Here is a 16,639-nt window from a genome sequence, read left to right as displayed (position 1 = left end):
TAAAATGCATTAGTTCAGAATTTTATTTTGCAATATAAAGAAAGAAAAGGGAGTGGGTACTCTTGACATTAGGGTTAAGGAAAAATGAAGTTAGGTTAGTTGATCACGCTCTTTGGTGGCATGATGAGTTTAACAAGATAAAAAAAGCAATAATCGATTCGACGAATATTGAGGAAAGATTTATTGAGCATATTGGTAGTACAGCAATAAACGGTATGTTAGCAAAACCGATTATTGATATTTTAGTAGCAGTGGATGATCTAAAAAATGTAGATGATCATACTGTCAACGGATTAAAAGAAATTGGATTTCTAAGGTTGAAAGTACATAGACAAGAAGAAATTGTTTTTGCTAAATTTCGTGATGACCTATTGGAAGAAAAAACACATTTTATTCATATGGTTGAATATCAAAAAGAGGTCTGGAATAATTTGTTGTTTTTTAGGGACTATTTAAATAACAATGAGTATGCTAGAAAAAAGTACGAAACGATAAAACTAGAATATGTTAGAAAATCGTCTACCGGTATGAAAGAATATACAAATCATAAAGAAAATTTGTACTAGACATTTGTAATAAACGACAAAGTTTTGAAGACAGATAGTTATTTTTTGCTTGGATCCTTTCCAAGCTTTTTTATTTTAACCAAAATAAACATTACAAATAGATGAAAATAAGCAACCCAAAACATGTTTTTATATTTTAGTCCAAATTCTGGTTCCCTTGACGCTTCATCATCTCCTTTTCATTTTCTAAATCTCTCACCCGTATTTGCATAGACGACAATAAATATGGCAATCCCTACAAACAAGATAATTCCTACATAAAGTAGCCAATCCATACTTAACAAAGTACTTAATAACCAAAATATCATACTGAAAATGAGTGCAAACATCATTTTCCCCATAAACTTTGCCAATGCATCTTCATCATATTTCTCTTTCTCTGCCTCTGACATAGAGTTATAACCTGAAATCAAAGAAGCACCCTTTCCATTAATAAAAATCAAACCGATAACTCCAAATAAGAGCATGATAAACATCAATATAAAAATAAACAACCACTTCCTCTCCTACTTCTATAGTTTTTTCATATTTCACCAAATACTTAGCACTAGATTATTATAAAATTTTAATAAAGTAAACTCTAAAAAGAAATAATCCATGTATAATCAGTTTTAGCGCAAAAAATTCATTGTAAAGGATGTTTTTATTGACTAATTTCATTAAAAAACTCATAAAACCTTGTATATTTTTAACTGTTGGGCTCCTATTCACAATAGTTATTACTTATTTTATATGCACTATCATAGGTTTTGATCCTGAAAAACTGTTTAGCGATTCGAATGTGAATACCTTAAGTGATAAGGAGCTAACTTCGTTTGAACATACGAAAGGATTATTTATGAATAATATTATAGTGCCTTTACAAATATTAGTGTTAGCAATCATTCCAGTACCCTTTTTGCACTTGATTGTATTACTTAAAAATGGCGCTATGATTGGTATCATTTTTTACATATATAATGCCATTCATTTATCAACCAGAAATGGAGATTCTTTATTCTTTATGATCGTAAAGGGGTTCCTGCCACACGCTGTACTTGAGTTACTCGCTTTTGTTATTGTAACAGCTTTAGCATTAAAAATAAATAAATGGATCGTTAGAAAAATTCTTCATTTATTTGGGAAAAGATACGAAGGAATGTATTCTTTTAAACAATTACTAGCCTATTCATCTTTTGTTTTCTTTGTAATAATTGTACCAATGATATTACTAGCGGCAATAATAGAAGGGTATATTACCCCGCTTTTATTATAGAAGATTCGTTGCGATGTCTCCCAACGTTTATAAAACTATACCGTGATTACTGGACAATGATAAAAAAATTAGTCAAGACAATTTTACAAAAGCCTATTCTATTGGATCAGCATTTTACATTGGTATTTACTGTGAATACCAATGTAGAAATGTTTTTTTCTCTATGACGTTTAATATGCATTGCTCATTTAATCGTGATGATAGCTTTTGATATTCTGTTGGAAATTCCTTTTCGACATTTGCTTTTACATATGGAAGTTTTGCTTGTGCTCTTTGTGATCGCATATTAGACTTCTTCGCTCCCGCAAATACAAATTCCAAATCTAACTTCGTAAATGCGTCATAAAGAATATCTTTCTTGGCTAGCTGATTATATCCTTTACCCCAATAAGGAAATCCTATCCAGGTGCCAATATGAGAAGTTTTATTTGTTAAATCAATGTCTTTAAGCGTTATTACGCCAATCAACTTTTTTTCCTCGTTCAAAATGACTCGAGAATATTGTTTTTTAAACTTTTCCTGTTCCCGAATAAATTCAATAAAATGGACCGTTCCTTCGTATGATGTCTGTTCAGCATTAAGCCCTAAGGCATCTTTTACTTGTGGAGCAGAGGATAAATTCAACATTCTTTTCGCATATTTTACATGGTGTTGCACTAGAAAAATTTGAACCATTAGTGCTTCCTCTAAATATCCAATTAATGAAGACAATAATGAAAACAACAGATATTGCTGGTACTACAATAAAAATCCCTATTAAATTTTTTATATCCCATAGCAGAAAAGGTTTTTTACTAACATTATTAAGACCATTTATTCTTTGTTCATCTCATGTAATTCTTATTATTCTCTTTCACCCTTTAACACCTACAACTTAACGTATGGCAAAAACCTGATTTTTTTATAGCCCTAATACTTCATCTATTCATTCCTTCTCTTCCGGCTCAACCTTTTTATAACAAAAAATACAATTAAACAAACAATACCCAGCAAAACAAACAGAGGCAAACCACCAATAAAGAAAATAATGATTCCTGAAAAAGCCGTAAGTAACCAATTAATGCTTTTTAAAAACTGCTGTTTCGTTTTATCCCAAGTATTCAGGTCATCCTGATCCATTCCAGATAACTTTACATTACTTTCCACAATATGGATTGTTACTGTTGCCAAATCTACCTTATTTTCTAAATACTTCATTCTTCCTAAAAGCTCCTCAATTTCACCCTGAACGTCCGCTAAGTCGTTTGATATTTTCAACAAGTCCTCTGTTTTTTGCGCTTGCTCCATAAAATCCAGTAGTCGTTCTTCTACTACCCGTTTCGACTTCAAACGCGATTCCAAATCTACATACTCTTCTGTTACGTCTTGTCCGGAAATCGAGCTTTCTACTACTTTACTGCTTCCTTCTTCAACTAGTTGAATGAATGTTCGAAAATGCTCTTGAGGAATGCGTACAGTAATGGTTCCGCTTTTAACCTCTCCACCTGTTGCACCATACAAATTGGATTCTACAATGTACCCACCCTTTTCTGTTACTTCCGACTCCATATCTTGAACCGCTTTTTGCAAATTTTTCACTTCAATTTGCAAATTGGCTGTATAGATTATTTTCCGGTCAATTGAATCGACTTCAACTTTTTCCATCACATCTTCAGACTCCTGAGCTTCATCCGCTTCTTGATTCATCAAAGCATTATCAGAAAAAAGGATGGAACCTTCTTCGTTAGCCGTATCATATTCTTCTGTACTCATTTCAATCATCTCGCTCTTATTTTCCGCCTGATCATCACTATTTCCGCAAGCTGTTACAAGTAAGCAAACAATAAGTGAAATTAACATAAGCAAACATTTTCTCATTCGACCATCCACCTCCATCATCTTACATTCTAAAATCAATCACTTTCATCTATAGTAACATACTATCTTTTCCATTTTTCCAGCTAAATACATTATCAGAAATTTTTATAGCATTTCAATTTCTTTATGTGAACAATATCTTCCCTTAAAGCGAACAAAATCAATATACCTATTAGAATTTTCTTGTTTAGTATCTATACTGATTGATAACCCGACCCACAACAATTTGGTGTTGGTTATACTTAACCACTATTTGCTTTATGATGGCTGCAGTATGAACCATTATTTTGAACTTGGATTCAGTTATATGGCGAATCTCTATGGTTATGTGGCGCATCTTCCCGATTATATGGCGATCCTCTATGATTATGTGGCGTATCTTCCCGCTTATTTGGCGAGTCTCTATGGTTATGTGGCGCATCTTCCCGATTATGGCATTAGTCCAACTGGTTCTAAATTAGAAACTTCCAATCGAATTGAAACAAGAGGAGAGGTTATAAAAACAACAACTAGAAGACTGGGGGATAAATAAAAGGAAAGTTGCACAAAAAGAATTAGGCCTTGACACAGTCAATGCAAAAGATCATTATTGTAGCCATGATGTGAGTTGTCTTATACAGTTGTTTACTTCCGGGCAATTTTTACTGGACCACTCATGTATCTTGCAGCAAAGTCTAAAGAAAATCTCTAACCTTTGATTCTCATACAAACCTAAAAATCATCCTCCTCCACTTAACATGAAGAAAGGATGATCTTTCAATTTACAGCACCATTGCCGCAATCAAACCAAAAATAAACAACGGGATATTGTAATGTAAAAATGTCGGTACACATGTATCCCAAATATGATGATGTTTTCCGTCTGCATTTAATCCTGAAGTTGGTCCAAGCGTCGAGTCTGAAGCTGGTGAACCTGCATCTCCTAGAGCTGCAGCTGTTCCAATTAATGCCGCACATGCAAGTGGAGACATACCAACAGCAATCATAACCGGAACATAAAGTGCTGCCAAAATTGGAATTGTTCCAAATGACGTTCCAATCCCCATCGTAATTAAAAGACCGACTGTTAATAAGAAAAAGGCGATAACAAAATGGGAATCACCAGTAAAAGCTAATGTTTTCTCAACAAGTTCATCAACTGCCCCTGTTTCTTTTAAAACATTCGCATACCCTGAAGCAACGAGCATAACGAAAGCGATCATCCCCATCATGCCAATTCCTTCATTGACGACTTTATCTCCTTCATACATTTTAACTACACGGAAAGTGAACATAATAATAATACCGGATAAAGCACCAATCACGAGAGATTCAGTTACAATTTGTAAAACAAGTGCAACGATAATTGCGATCACTGTAAAACCATGTGATACCTTCCAACGAACATCTTTTTGCTCCGTGATACTATCAGCAATATCAATATCTTGCACTTTAACTTCTTCTACTTTCTTTGCCACACGATCTTTCCGATATGAAATGAATAAAGCAATAAATAAACCGACAATCATTGCTGCCCCAGGAAATAGCATTGCAGTAGTTACTTCCTTTAATGAAATTGCAATGCCGTTTTCAGTCATTTCGTCGCGAATAATCCCTTGGAATATAAATCCGAAACCAACTGGTAACGTAATATATGGAAACTTCAAACCGAACGTAAGAGCAGAAGCAACTGCACGTCTATCTAGTTTTAATCTATCAAATAAAATTAATAATGGCGGAATTAAAATTGGAATAAAAGCGATATGCACTGGAATCGCGTTTTGTGATAAACATGCAATTCCCGCAAGAGTAAAAACTAAAATCAACTTCTTACCCGAAAAGACTTTTAACATGGCATTTACTAGAGCCGAGGTAATTCCCGACATCCCTATCATAACTGCAAAAATCCCTAATAGAATATAACTAAGAGCTGTTTGCGATTGCCCACCCATTCCTGCAATCATGATTCCAACTGAATCTGTCATATTCATTCCGGACATTAGACCTGCTGTTAACGCAGCGATAATAAGAGCAAACAGTACATTAACCCGTAGCAAACTTAATATGACCATTACTAAAACACTAATAACAACGGCATTTAACACGTAATTCCCTCCAAATAACTTATCATTTACCACCCTATCACTTTATCATATTAAATAGATAATAATCAAAAGTAAACATCATTGTGATATATTCCTATCCTATAACTACATTTATTAGAAAATGCATAACTTAATGACAAATCTCGAAGTCTATTAGATAGGACTTTTTACTTAAACACTCCAATTATATGCCTAAAAAGGATATTTCAATCATAGATATAAAAATAATAAGTAAATACTATGTTAAAAAGGGATGATCCTTCCATGCCTAAACAAAAACAAACACTCCTAGACATTAAAAATTTGTATACTGGTTTTTTTATCAATAATGAGTTACATCATGCCATTACTAATATAAATTTAACAATTGACTCAGGTGAAATTATTTGTATTGTCGGTGAATCGGGTTGCGGAAAAAGTGTTTTGGCATTATCGGTCATGCAACTATTGCCAAGTGTAAATGCTAAAGTATCCCAAGGTGAAATTATATTTCAAGGAGATAATTTATTAGATAAATCCATAAAAGAGATGAACCAAATACGCGGCAAATCCATTTCAATGATTTTCCAAGAGCCTATGACCGCACTTAATCCTGTTTTCACCATCGGTTTCCATCTAATCGAAGTATTGAAAAATCATACCGACCTATCTAAAAAAGATGCTATGTCCAAAGCAATTGATCTATTACAGCAAGTTGGCATTCCTCGCCCAGACAAAATAATGCATGAATATCCTCATCAATTATCTGGTGGTATGAGACAACGTATTATGATAGCGATTGCCATTGCCTTACATCCAAAGCTTTTAATAGCGGATGAACCTACTACAGCTTTAGATGTTACCGTTCAAGCTCAAATTCTTGAGTTACTAAAAGATATTCACAGTAAAGAAAATACGTCCATCATGCTCGTCACCCATGATTTGGGTGTAGTAGCAGAGATGGCTGATCGTGTCGTTGTCATGTATGCAGGTGAAATCGTTGAAAGCTCTACCATACATTACTTATTTGCACACCCAAGGCATCCTTACACGTTGGCATTGCTTGGAAGCATCCCAGATTTGAACCATGATAAGGAAAAATTACAAACAGTAAAAGGTGTTGTTCCCTCCATTCAGAACATGCCACAGCAAGGGTGTCGATTTGCCTCAAGATGTACGAAAGCATTTAAAGATTGTACGAATATCACTCCCGAATTATCGGAGGTTTCTGATAACCATTTCGCACGTTGTCTCCTTTATGATGCCTGTTATCCTGAGGATTCAAGTACTAAGAAAGGAGAGAACAAATAAATGACAATGACAGAGGAACAAACACCTTCTGATGGCCAAATAAAGAAAGAAGTTTTACTTCAATTAAAAAACGCCAAAAAATATTATCCTGTAACGGCTGGTTTTTTCAAAAGAAAAGTTGGTGATATAAAAGCAGTCGATGATATTAATCTAGAGCTATTTAAGGGGGAAACTTTTGGACTCGTTGGTGAATCTGGATGTGGAAAGTCCACTTTGGGCAAGCTGATTCTTCGACTAATAAATCCCACTTCAGGAAACATCATTTTTAATGGGAATGATATTACAACTTTCACTGGCTCAAAGTTAAGAGCGGTAAGGCGTGATTTACAAATGGTTTTTCAAGATCCGATCGCCTCTTTAAATAGCAAAATGATGGTCGGACATATTGTTGATGAACCAATCCGGAATTTTGCAAAAGAAAATCATAAAAACCTGAAAGATGAAACTCAGTCCCTTTTAGTTCGAGTAGGTTTACGCAAAGAAGATTACTATAAATACCCACATGAATTTTCGGGTGGGCAAAGACAACGAATTGGTATTGCTCGTGCATTAGCACTCCACCCAAAACTCATTATCGCTGATGAACCGGTTAGTGCCCTTGATGTATCTATTCAAGCACAAGTACTAAATTTATTAAAAGAATTACAACAAGATTTTAACTTAACTTACCTATTTATCGCTCATGATTTAAGTGTTGTTAAACATATGAGCGACCGAATTGGTGTCATGTACTTAGGTCACATCGTTGAAATTGCTCAAAAAACAGATATATATAAAGAACCTCTGCATCCATATACCAAATCATTAATATCAGCCATTCCAAATCCTGATCCATTTGAAAAAAAAGAAAGAATTATCTTACAAGGTGATGTCCCAAATCCACAAAACCCACCTTCTGGCTGTGTGTTCCATACAAGATGTCCTGTTGCAATGCCTATCTGCCAAGAAGTGAAACCAATTTTTAAGGAGGTGAAGCCTTATCGACGAGTTGCCTGTCATTTGTACGAATAAGCAAATGAAACAAAGGAGTTAAATAGGGGGAAAGCAAATTGAAAAAAAAGCTATTATTATTTTTAAGTATCCTTTTTGCCTTATCACTAGTACTTGGTGCTTGTGGTGGAAGTAATGATGATACTTCAACAGATGGAGAGGACTCAAATAGTGAAGATGTTGAAGAGGAAACTACCGATGAAAAGGGAGAACAAGAAGGTGGTACATTAACATTTGCCATCGATCAAGAGCCAGAAGGTTTATTTATGGATGGATTTTCAAAAAGTGCAATTGATGCGCAAGTCAATGAGTTCATTCATGAAAGTTTATGGACTACTAATGAGGAACTAGAGTATATTCCCGCAATTGCTGAATGGGAAACCGAGGACAATAAAGTCTTTCACTTCACCTTTCAAGAAGGTGTGAAGTGGCATAACGGAGAAGAGTTAACTGTTGAAGACTGGCAGTTTGCTTTAGAAGTCCTTGCACATCCTGACTATGAAGGAGACCGTTATACTTATGTGCAAGACATAGAAGGTGTCGATGAATATAATAGTGGTGAAGCAGATTCGATTTCCGGCTTTGAAATAGTTGATGATTACAATGCCACAATTACGTTTAAAGAAAAGAAAATTAACAACTTGGAAAATTTATGGTCTGGAGCCATGCCTAAGAAGGAATTAGAAGATATTCCGGTCGGCGAAATGGATGCAGCTCCAGAAATTCGCGAAACTCCTGTCGGTCTTGGACCATTTAAAATAAAGGAAATCCAAGCTGGGGAGTATGTCAGTATGGAGCGTTTTGATGATTATTGGAAAGGCACACCTAAATTGGATGAAATCCTATTAAAAGTGATTGATCCATCACTTACATTAGGTGCTTTACAAAATGGTGAAGTAGATTTCATGGAAATTCGTCCTGATGATATCGATGAATTAGAACAATTTGATCACATCAATATTGTAGAGCAGAAAGGGTTAGGATACTCATATGTGGGTTTCCGCTTTGGTCACTGGGACAAAGAAAACAAAACTTCCGTAGCGGATTATGACAAATTTAATGACAAGCGTCTTCGTCAAGCAATGTTCTATGCTTTAGATAGGGAATCAATTGTTAATAATTATTTAAACGGGAAAGCAACGATTGTTAATACACCTATTCCATCTGTTCATTGGATTGCAGCAGATGAATCAGAATTAACACAATATGATTATGATCCAGATAAAGCAGAAGAATTACTTGATGAAGCTGGTTACAAAAAAGGGGACGATGGTTTCCGTACAGATCCAGATGGCAATGAATTTGTTGTAAAATTTGCTCATTATGCAGGACCAGCTGCTTTTGAAGGACGTTCACAAGCCATTATGCAAAACTGGGAAGATGTTGGGATTAAAACAGAATTAGCAACAGGCCAGTTGATTGAATTTAATACGTACAACGATATGAAAGACAATGATGATGAAGTTCTTGAAACATTCTTCGGTTCATGGTCTGTTGGTACCGATCCAGATCCGACTGGTTTATGGGGTAGTAAGGAAGAATACAACTTTGGTCGCTGGGTAAATGAAGAGTCTGATGCATTACTTGCAGATGGTTTGAGTGAGGCTTCATTTGATGATGATCATCGTAAAAATGTATATATTGAGTGGCAAAAATTGTTTAACGAAGAATTGCCAGCAATTCCTTTATGGGAAAACTTAGACCTTTACGGCATCAATGAGCGTGTTCAAGGATATACAATTGATGCTACTGGTTTACGTGACTACCATGAATGGTATGTTACTGACTGATTTTCATCATGAAATAGAAGATGGAGGCTGGGACTAAAGTTTTTTTGCTAAAGAAGCATCCGAACAATGATAGGTGCATATAATCTGCTCCGGAAATATACTTCGCGCATCCTAAAATGGCCGGGGAACCTACGACGCACAATGTTTATTGCACCGAGTAATCACAGGTGCAAAGGTCTTAGACGGGATGAGATTTATCGCAGTCGCAGGACGCGCTAGTGTTGGCGTAGGTCACATGAACGTGACCGTTTCTAGCCGACCAGAAGCCTTACGTATATTGCCACCGCCAAGGTAACGCTTTGTTCGTTTTAAGATTTGATTGTTTTAGTTATATCCCAGCCTCATCTTCCACTATAAGGATTACAAGGAGAATTATGATTATTTAATATAAAAGATAAGGAGTACTTTACATGATAACTTATTCTCTTCGACGCATTGTTTCAATGCTTCCAATTTTAATCCTTGTCTCGGTAGTTGTCTTTTTTCTCGCCAAAATGATGCCTGGGGATCCATTTACTGGTGAAATCGATCCTAATAATACTAAACCCGAATATATTGAAGAAATGAGAGAAAAACTCGGATATAATGACCCAATACCAACACAATATGCTAGATGGATAGGGAATTTTGTCCAAGGAGATTTTGGTAAATCAACAAAATATAAAAAGCCAGCTATAGAAGTAATCAAAGATAAACTGCCAAATACAATATTCTTGGCAGTATGTGCACTCATTATTACGTACCTATTAGCCTTTTCTCTCGGAATGTATGCAGGCAGAAAACCACATACAATAGGCGACCATGCAATAGGCATATTCAACTATGGGGGGTTGGCGATTCCGCAATATATCGTTGCCATTGTTGCCATTTACTTTTTTGCTTTTAAATTAGGTTGGTTGCCATCAAGTGGCTCCATTAAGCCTGGTCTGGAACATGGTACATGGGAGTTTTGGAGTAGCCGCTTTTATCATGTTATATTACCTGCCTTTACTTTAGGCCTTTTATCAACTGCCTCTTATACGCAATTTTTACGAAATGATATTATTCAAAATAGTCGGATGGATTATGTAAGAAGTGCAAGAGCAAGGGGAACAAGTGAATCAAGCATTTATAACAAACATATACTCAGAAATTCTATTATTCCACTTATCACATTTTTCGGATTCGATCTGGCCACTTTAATTAGCGGCGCAATAATTACTGAAACAATTTTCACCTATCCAGGTATCGGCATGTTATTTATCGATTCTATTACAAGTCGAGATTATCCAATCATTATGAGTTTAACGATGATATTTTCTTTGTTGACGCTACTTGGTAACTTAGTTGCTGATATATTATATGGGATTGTAGATCCGAGAATTCGTTATTAGGGGGGAATAAGATGGAACCAGCAACAGAATTTGAAGAAGAGAAAATAGTTGACATGGAAAAATTTGATTCCACTTGGACAATTGCTCGAAAAAAATTTATAAAAAATAAAATTGCCATGATTAGTTTATGTCTTTTATTGTTTATCATTGCATTTTCGTTTCTTGGTCCTTTTATTTTGACAGACGATATTACAAGAATTCATACGGACAAATCTAATTTAGAGCCTTCTTCAGAACATTGGTTTGGCACAGATCGTAATGGTCGTGATATGTTTTTACGCACCATTCATGGTGGTAAAGTATCTTTAACAATTGGAATTGTATCTATGTTTGCTGTGACAATAATCGGTTCTACGATTGGAGCGATAGCAGGTTATTTTGGGGGAATGATGGATAACTTAATTATGAGGTTTACAGACTTTGTCTTAACGATACCTTTTACAGTGTTTATTATTGTATTAAATACCATATTATTAGGTTATGAGCGTGTGACTGGAATGTGGAGTTTGATCATCGTCTTTAGTTTATTAGGTTGGGGAAGTGTAGCTAGAATTGTTCGTAGCAAAATTCTATCAGAAAAAGAGAATGAATATGTACTTGCTGCAAAATCCATTGGCACAAAATCATCAAAAATAATCTCTAGACATTTAATTCCAAATGTGATGACGATCATTATTGTACAAGCAACCTTACTTCTTGCTTTATATATTGTTGCTGAAGCAGGTTTAAGTTTTATCGGTGTTGGAGTACCTCCTGATACTCCAAGTTGGGGTAATATGTTAATGGAAGCTCGGCAAACGGATGTATTAAAAAACAAGCCATGGATTTGGGTTCCGCCCGCTGTTTGTATCACACTCACCATTTTATCGATTAATTTTGTAGGGGAAGGACTAAAAGATGCCTTTGACCCAAAAACAACGAAATAAATCCCGAGATAGACTATCTATCTTCGGGATTTTTTATTTTGCTTTTAACTGCAATCACCTCCCCGGTTTTAGTTTTCGCATCTAAATAATAGGATTTAATAAAAAATTTAAAAATTATTTTTTTGTCATAAAACTCTTATTTTCTAGGCTTTTTTTTCGGTTAACACTTTACTGCTTTATTGTGCTAGTCTTGACAAACGAATTGTTTATTGTAATATATCTGTAATATGGGAATTGGTGGTTTTATTGGGAAACTAATCCCTTTTACCCAAATTACATATTACCAGTTTACTATATTAGGAGGAAATAATTAGAACTTAACAATCCAAAGCGAATACACACTATTTTTGACATCATATAGAACCATTCCAAATTTACTACATTATGAAATACTAGTTATCACCACGAAAGCATTTAAATTTAATTAGTTTATTGCCTTTATTACATATCTTATTCTACAAAACTAAAAGAAATTCAAAACATTTATACTCACCCAGAACGGAGATGATTTTTTGACGAATCAGCCAGTTTTACAAGTTGATAATTTAAAGACGTATTTTTATCTTGAAGACGATCGCGTTGCCAGAGCAGTAGACGATGTTTCGTTCACTATTTATCCGGGGGAAACAGTCGCCTTAGTTGGAGAGTCCGGGAGCGGTAAAAGTATGACAGGCCTTTCTGTCATGCGACTCATTGCACAACCTGGAAAAATTGTAGACGGTTCCATTACAATGAATAATTTAGATCTATTATCGCTACGGGATCGTGAAATCATATCCATCCGCGGTAACGATATTGCAATGATTTTCCAGGAACCAATGACAGCATTAAATCCAGTTTTTACAATTGGAAACCAAATTACAGAAGTGGTAAGAAAACATAAAAAATTGTCCAAGCAGGCTGCTCGTCAGAAAGCAATCGATTTATTAAAAATGGTTGGAATACCGCGTGCAGAAGAAATAATGAATGAATACCCTCACCAACTTTCAGGTGGAATGCGCCAAAGGGTTATGATTGCAATTGCCATTTCCTGTGAGCCAAAATTACTAATTGCGGATGAGCCAACAACTGCACTCGATGTAACCATTCAAGCACAAATTCTTGAGTTATTGGAAGAATTAAAACGTGAATTAAAAATGGGATTATTGCTTATTACCCATGATTTAGGTGTTGTTTATGAATATGCTGACCGAGTAATGGTTATGTATGGTGGACAAATTGTTGAACATGCACCTACTAAAGAGTTATTAAAATTAACAAAACACCCGTATACAGAAGGGCTACTAGCAAGTATTCCAAATTTAGATGAGGAAGTTGATCGATTAGGTACGATTAAGGGGGTTGTTCCTCCAGCATATCAATTTCCTCAAGGGTGCAGATTTTCAGATCGTTGTCCACATGTGATGGATAAATGTAAAGAATCAAATCCAGAGTTAACCAAAATTACTCAAGATCATGATGTACGTTGTTACTTATACGAAAAAGGGGGAAATGATAAATGACATCTAAAGAAAAAGAAGCAGTACAAATTCAACACTCCCCTAAAACAGAGAACGAGATTCTCGTCCACGCTAAAAATATAAAAAAATACTTTCCCATTAAAGGCGGTATTTTAAAAAGGACAATTGGCCATTTAAAAGCCGTTGATGATATATCATTTCAAATTTATAAAGGAGAAACACTCGGAATTGTTGGTGAATCAGGTTCGGGTAAATCGACGCTTGGTCGTGTTCTACTTCGTTTACTTGACCCAACGGACGGAAAAATCGTATTCAATGGTATTGATATCTCAAACATGGGTAATAGGGGTATAAGACCCCATCGAAAAGATATGCAAATTATTTTTCAAGATCCATTCGCTTCTTTAAACTCAAAAATGAGTGTAGAAGAATTAATTGAAGAGCCTTTACTTATTCAACAAAACTTACCAAAAGAAGAAAGAAAGCGAAAAGTAACTGATATGTTGGAAAAGGTCGGGTTACGTGCAAGTGATAGATTGAAATATCCACATGAGTTTTCCGGTGGGCAACGCCAACGAATTAGTATTGCACGTGCTCTTATTATGGAGCCGAAATTTGTTATTTGTGATGAACCTGTTTCAGCACTTGATGTTTCGATTCAATCACAAGTCCTGAATTTAATGAAAGACCTTCAAGACGATTTTGATTTAACTTATTTATTTATTGCTCATGATTTAAGTGTTATTAAACATATTAGTGATCGAGTAGCTGTCATGTATTTAGGGAGATTTGCTGAACTTGCGTCTAAAGAGACAATTTACAAAAAACCTTTGCACCCCTATACACAAGCGTTACTTTCGGCCATTCCAATTATCGATGTCGATGACACAAAAAAAGAAAGAGAAAAAATTATTTTAAAAGGAGATTTACCAAACCCTGCTGATCCTCCATCAGGATGTGCCTTTCGGACGAGATGCCCGCACGCTCACGATAGGTGCGCCATAGACCGACCAGTTTTACAGGAGGTAGAGAAAGACCATTTTGTAGCATGTCATTTATATACATAACCTATCTACTCAAGGTGTTTATCTACCTACTTTAAGGGGGTGATGGGAAGGGATACGAGTTGAAAGCAAATCTTACTTAAAAAATATAAATGAAAAGGGGAGGATTTAAAATGTTCAAACGTAAATATTTAGTTGCCTTACTCGCTTTATTATTTACCTTATTTATGTTAGCCGCTTGCGGTGGGGGCGCAGATGACACGTCAAAAGACGATGGAGATGCTGATACAACGGAAGATTCGGGTGACTCAGAAGCAGCAGGTGAACCTCAAAAAGGTGGAACCCTTACAGGTGCAATGCATACAGCACCTACGGGACAATTTAACCCACTTTTTTATGAAGAGGCGTATGAAGCTAATATTTTAGACTTTACTCATGAAGCATTATTTGCACAAAATAATGATCTAGAATTTGAACCAAGCATAGCGAAAGAATGGGAAGTAAATGATGATCATACAGAATTAGTTGTTAAAATGGAAGAAGGAATTAAGTGGCATGATGGTGAAGATTTAACTGCACATGATGTCGTCTTTACGTATCAGTCCATTGCTGATCCAGACTATGTTAATGCTGGTGGTATTCGTACTTATTATGCCGACCAATTAGTAAGCTATGAAGCATATAACTCAGGTGAAACAGATGAATTTGAAGGTGTTGTTGCTGAAGATGATTATACAGTCGTTTTCAAATTTGCAGAACCAAATGTAACACCTGAATATTTAGCAAGCTTTAACATTATTCCTAAACATATCTTTGAAGATATCCCTGTCAAAGATATGCCAGAAGCAGAAGAATCTTTACAAGCTGGAAAAGTAATTGGATCAGGTCCTTTTAAATTTACCGAAATGGTTGAACGAGAGCAATATGTGTTAGAGAAATTTGAAGATTATTGGCAAGGGGAACCGAACTTGGACAAAATTGTCTGGAAAGTCGTAGATCAATCTGTTATGGTTAGCTTACTTGAAACAGGAGAAGTTAACTTTATCGCCGAGCCAAGTAGTATTGCCCCAGCTGACTATGAAACTCTTGCGGGATATGAGCATTTAGAAATCATGGAAATTCCTGATTTCGGTTACCAATTATTGGGTTTTAAACAAAATCATCGAACAGCCGAGGATGTAGAGGCCGGAGAAATTAACCCTGATAATTGGGTTCCGAATGAAAATATTCCTAAAGAAGTCCGCCAAGCAATTGCTTACGCGGTTGATCGACAAGCATTAATCGGTACTGGACCAGGAGAAGGATTGCTACATGGACATGGTTCGATTATTAATTCTCCTATTGCACTGCAATTCTGGGCATATGATGAAGATGCTGCAATTCCTTATGAGCATGACCCTGATAAAGCTGCTGAAATTTTAGATGAAGCAGGTTATAAAATGGGGGATGATGGATTCCGTACCGATCCCGACGGTAATGAGTGGGTCGTTAACTTGAACTACCCTCTTGGAAACGAGCTACGCGAAAGAGCTGCTCCAATTATTCAAGAGTTTTTAGAGAATGTTGGAATTAAAGTTGACTTACGTCAGCCGAAAGAGATGTCTGTTTATATTGAAGATTTAACAGATGATAATTCAGATTGGGATATGTATATGCTTGGTTGGAGCTTAGGAAGTGGTGACCCTGATCCATTAGGGTTATGGGGAACGAAAGACGCTTATAATTATGGACGTTGGAATAATGAGGAATCCGAAAAGTTATTAAGAGAAGCGATACAAGCTCCTGAAGCATTTGAACAAGACTATCGTGCAGAAAAATATTCAGAGTGGACACATCTATTCTCAGATGATTTACCTGCTTTAATTCTTTTTGCCCAAAATAAAATTTGGGTATATGATAAGAATTTGCACGGTCTTGATACAAGACCTTACAAGTTCAATAATAACGCACACCTATGGTGGCTAGAACAAGAATAATGAATAAAGGAAATATGAGAGTATGAGTATGCTTTTAGGTGGCATACTCTTCTCCTTCAATCAAGGGG

General features: G+C 35.6%; 15 protein-coding genes. 11 read left to right on the top strand and 4 right to left on the bottom strand.

Annotated features, from left to right (window positions below; translation table 11 throughout):
• The first annotated feature begins 62 nt into the window (after positions 1 to 62).
• Positions 63 to 566 (top strand): GrpB family protein, encoded by a 504-nt coding sequence (locus tag DFR56_RS07440; RefSeq protein WP_110394815.1) that lies wholly within the window; start codon positions 63 to 65, stop codon positions 564 to 566.
• A gap of 179 nt (positions 567 to 745) precedes the next feature.
• Here DFR56_RS07440 and DFR56_RS07435 read toward each other — a convergent pair whose 3' ends face one another.
• Positions 746 to 1,060 (bottom strand): DUF3784 domain-containing protein, encoded by a 315-nt coding sequence (locus DFR56_RS07435; RefSeq protein ID WP_244916453.1) that lies wholly within the window; start codon positions 1,058 to 1,060, stop codon positions 746 to 748.
• Positions 1,061 to 1,203: 143 nt separating this feature from the next.
• Here DFR56_RS07435 and DFR56_RS07430 point away from each other — a divergent pair, with 143 nt between their 5' ends.
• Positions 1,204 to 1,821: a stage II sporulation protein M gene (locus DFR56_RS07430; RefSeq protein WP_110394814.1), complete on the top strand. Its 618-nt coding sequence runs from the start codon at positions 1,204 to 1,206 to the stop codon at positions 1,819 to 1,821.
• A 126-nt stretch (positions 1,822 to 1,947) separates the two neighbouring features.
• On the opposite strand, the gene DFR56_RS07425 is transcribed toward DFR56_RS07430, so the two are convergent.
• Both DFR56_RS07425 and DFR56_RS07420 read right to left on the bottom strand, forming a co-directional pair.
• On the bottom strand, positions 1,948 to 2,496 hold the full coding sequence (locus DFR56_RS07425) for a GNAT family N-acetyltransferase (RefSeq protein ID WP_110394813.1): 549 nt from the start codon (positions 2,494 to 2,496) through the stop codon (positions 1,948 to 1,950).
• A gap of 246 nt (positions 2,497 to 2,742) precedes the next feature.
• Positions 2,743 to 3,678, bottom strand: coding sequence for a DUF4349 domain-containing protein (locus DFR56_RS07420; protein WP_158525538.1), 936 nt, complete (start codon positions 3,676 to 3,678; stop codon positions 2,743 to 2,745).
• A 274-nt stretch (positions 3,679 to 3,952) separates the two neighbouring features.
• On the opposite strand from DFR56_RS07420, the gene DFR56_RS07415 reads away from it, so the two are divergent.
• Positions 3,953 to 4,210 (top strand): hypothetical protein, encoded by a 258-nt coding sequence (locus DFR56_RS07415; RefSeq protein WP_146214262.1) that lies wholly within the window; start codon positions 3,953 to 3,955, stop codon positions 4,208 to 4,210.
• A 229-nt stretch (positions 4,211 to 4,439) separates the two neighbouring features.
• Here the strand turns inward: DFR56_RS07415 and DFR56_RS07410 are convergent, their stop codons facing one another.
• Positions 4,440 to 5,762, bottom strand: coding sequence for a Na+/H+ antiporter family protein (locus tag DFR56_RS07410; RefSeq protein ID WP_110394810.1), 1,323 nt, complete (start codon positions 5,760 to 5,762; stop codon positions 4,440 to 4,442).
• Positions 5,763 to 6,026: 264 nt separating this feature from the next.
• Between DFR56_RS07410 and DFR56_RS07405 the strand changes: the two genes are divergently transcribed.
• The 8 genes from DFR56_RS07405 (at position 6,027) to DFR56_RS07370 (ending at position 16,571) form a co-directional block, all read left to right on the top strand.
• Positions 6,027 to 7,052 carry an ABC transporter ATP-binding protein gene (locus tag DFR56_RS07405; RefSeq protein WP_110394809.1) on the top strand — a complete coding sequence of 342 codons (1,026 nt, stop codon included), beginning with the start codon at positions 6,027 to 6,029 and terminating at the stop codon, positions 7,050 to 7,052.
• Positions 7,053 to 8,063 (top strand): ABC transporter ATP-binding protein, encoded by a 1,011-nt coding sequence (locus tag DFR56_RS07400; protein ID WP_280523446.1) that lies wholly within the window; start codon positions 7,053 to 7,055, stop codon positions 8,061 to 8,063.
• Positions 8,064 to 8,101: 38 nt separating this feature from the next.
• The gene (opp4A, locus tag DFR56_RS07395; RefSeq protein ID WP_110394808.1) at positions 8,102 to 9,832 is read left to right on the top strand and encodes an oligopeptide ABC transporter substrate-binding protein; all 1,731 of its coding nucleotides are present in this window, start codon (positions 8,102 to 8,104) and stop codon (positions 9,830 to 9,832) included.
• 410 nt (positions 9,833 to 10,242) lie between these two features.
• The gene (gene opp4B / locus DFR56_RS07390) at positions 10,243 to 11,205 is read left to right on the top strand and encodes an oligopeptide ABC transporter permease (protein ID WP_110394807.1); all 963 of its coding nucleotides are present in this window, start codon (positions 10,243 to 10,245) and stop codon (positions 11,203 to 11,205) included.
• An 11-nt stretch (positions 11,206 to 11,216) separates the two neighbouring features.
• The gene (opp4C, locus tag DFR56_RS07385; protein WP_110394806.1) at positions 11,217 to 12,131 is read left to right on the top strand and encodes an oligopeptide ABC transporter permease; all 915 of its coding nucleotides are present in this window, start codon (positions 11,217 to 11,219) and stop codon (positions 12,129 to 12,131) included.
• Positions 12,132 to 12,643: 512 nt separating this feature from the next.
• The gene (locus tag DFR56_RS07380; protein ID WP_110394805.1) at positions 12,644 to 13,633 is read left to right on the top strand and encodes an ABC transporter ATP-binding protein; all 990 of its coding nucleotides are present in this window, start codon (positions 12,644 to 12,646) and stop codon (positions 13,631 to 13,633) included.
• The gene (locus tag DFR56_RS07375) at positions 13,630 to 14,658 is read left to right on the top strand and encodes an ABC transporter ATP-binding protein (protein WP_110394804.1); all 1,029 of its coding nucleotides are present in this window, start codon (positions 13,630 to 13,632) and stop codon (positions 14,656 to 14,658) included. Before DFR56_RS07380 ends, DFR56_RS07375 begins: the two co-directional genes overlap by 4 nt.
• A gap of 110 nt (positions 14,659 to 14,768) precedes the next feature.
• Positions 14,769 to 16,571 (top strand): ABC transporter substrate-binding protein, encoded by a 1,803-nt coding sequence (locus DFR56_RS07370; protein ID WP_110394803.1) that lies wholly within the window; start codon positions 14,769 to 14,771, stop codon positions 16,569 to 16,571.
• Positions 16,572 to 16,639 lie beyond the last annotated feature (68 nt).

It is taken from the genome of Pseudogracilibacillus auburnensis, assembly GCF_003201975.1.
GTDB lineage: Bacteria > Bacillota > Bacilli > Bacillales > Amphibacillaceae > Pseudogracilibacillus > Pseudogracilibacillus auburnensis.
The sequence above is the reverse complement of the archived record's forward strand: the minus strand, read 5'-3'. Positions and strand labels throughout refer to the sequence as shown.

Bases quoted from the DNA above. Each gene is read 5' to 3' on its own strand.
- DFR56_RS07370 (WP_110394803.1), top strand. From the start codon at position 14,769: ATGTTCAAACGTAAATATTTAGTTGCCTTACTCGCTTTATTATTTACC.
- DFR56_RS07400 (WP_280523446.1), top strand. From the start codon at position 7,053: ATGACAATGACAGAGGAACAAACACCTTCTGATGGCCAAATAAAGAAA.
- opp4B (WP_110394807.1), top strand. From the start codon at position 10,243: ATGATAACTTATTCTCTTCGACGCATTGTTTCAATGCTTCCAATTTTA.
- DFR56_RS07420 (WP_158525538.1), bottom strand. From the start codon at position 3,678: ATGAGAAAATGTTTGCTTATGTTAATTTCACTTATTGTTTGCTTACTT.
- DFR56_RS07405 (WP_110394809.1), top strand. From the start codon at position 6,027: ATGCCTAAACAAAAACAAACACTCCTAGACATTAAAAATTTGTATACT.
- DFR56_RS07375 (WP_110394804.1), top strand. From the start codon at position 13,630: ATGACATCTAAAGAAAAAGAAGCAGTACAAATTCAACACTCCCCTAAA.
- DFR56_RS07430 (WP_110394814.1), top strand. From the start codon at position 1,204: ATGTTTTTATTGACTAATTTCATTAAAAAACTCATAAAACCTTGTATA.
- opp4C (WP_110394806.1), top strand. From the start codon at position 11,217: ATGGAACCAGCAACAGAATTTGAAGAAGAGAAAATAGTTGACATGGAA.
- DFR56_RS07425 (WP_110394813.1), bottom strand. From the start codon at position 2,496: ATGGTTCAAATTTTTCTAGTGCAACACCATGTAAAATATGCGAAAAGA.
- DFR56_RS07415 (WP_146214262.1), top strand. From the start codon at position 3,953: ATGAACCATTATTTTGAACTTGGATTCAGTTATATGGCGAATCTCTAT.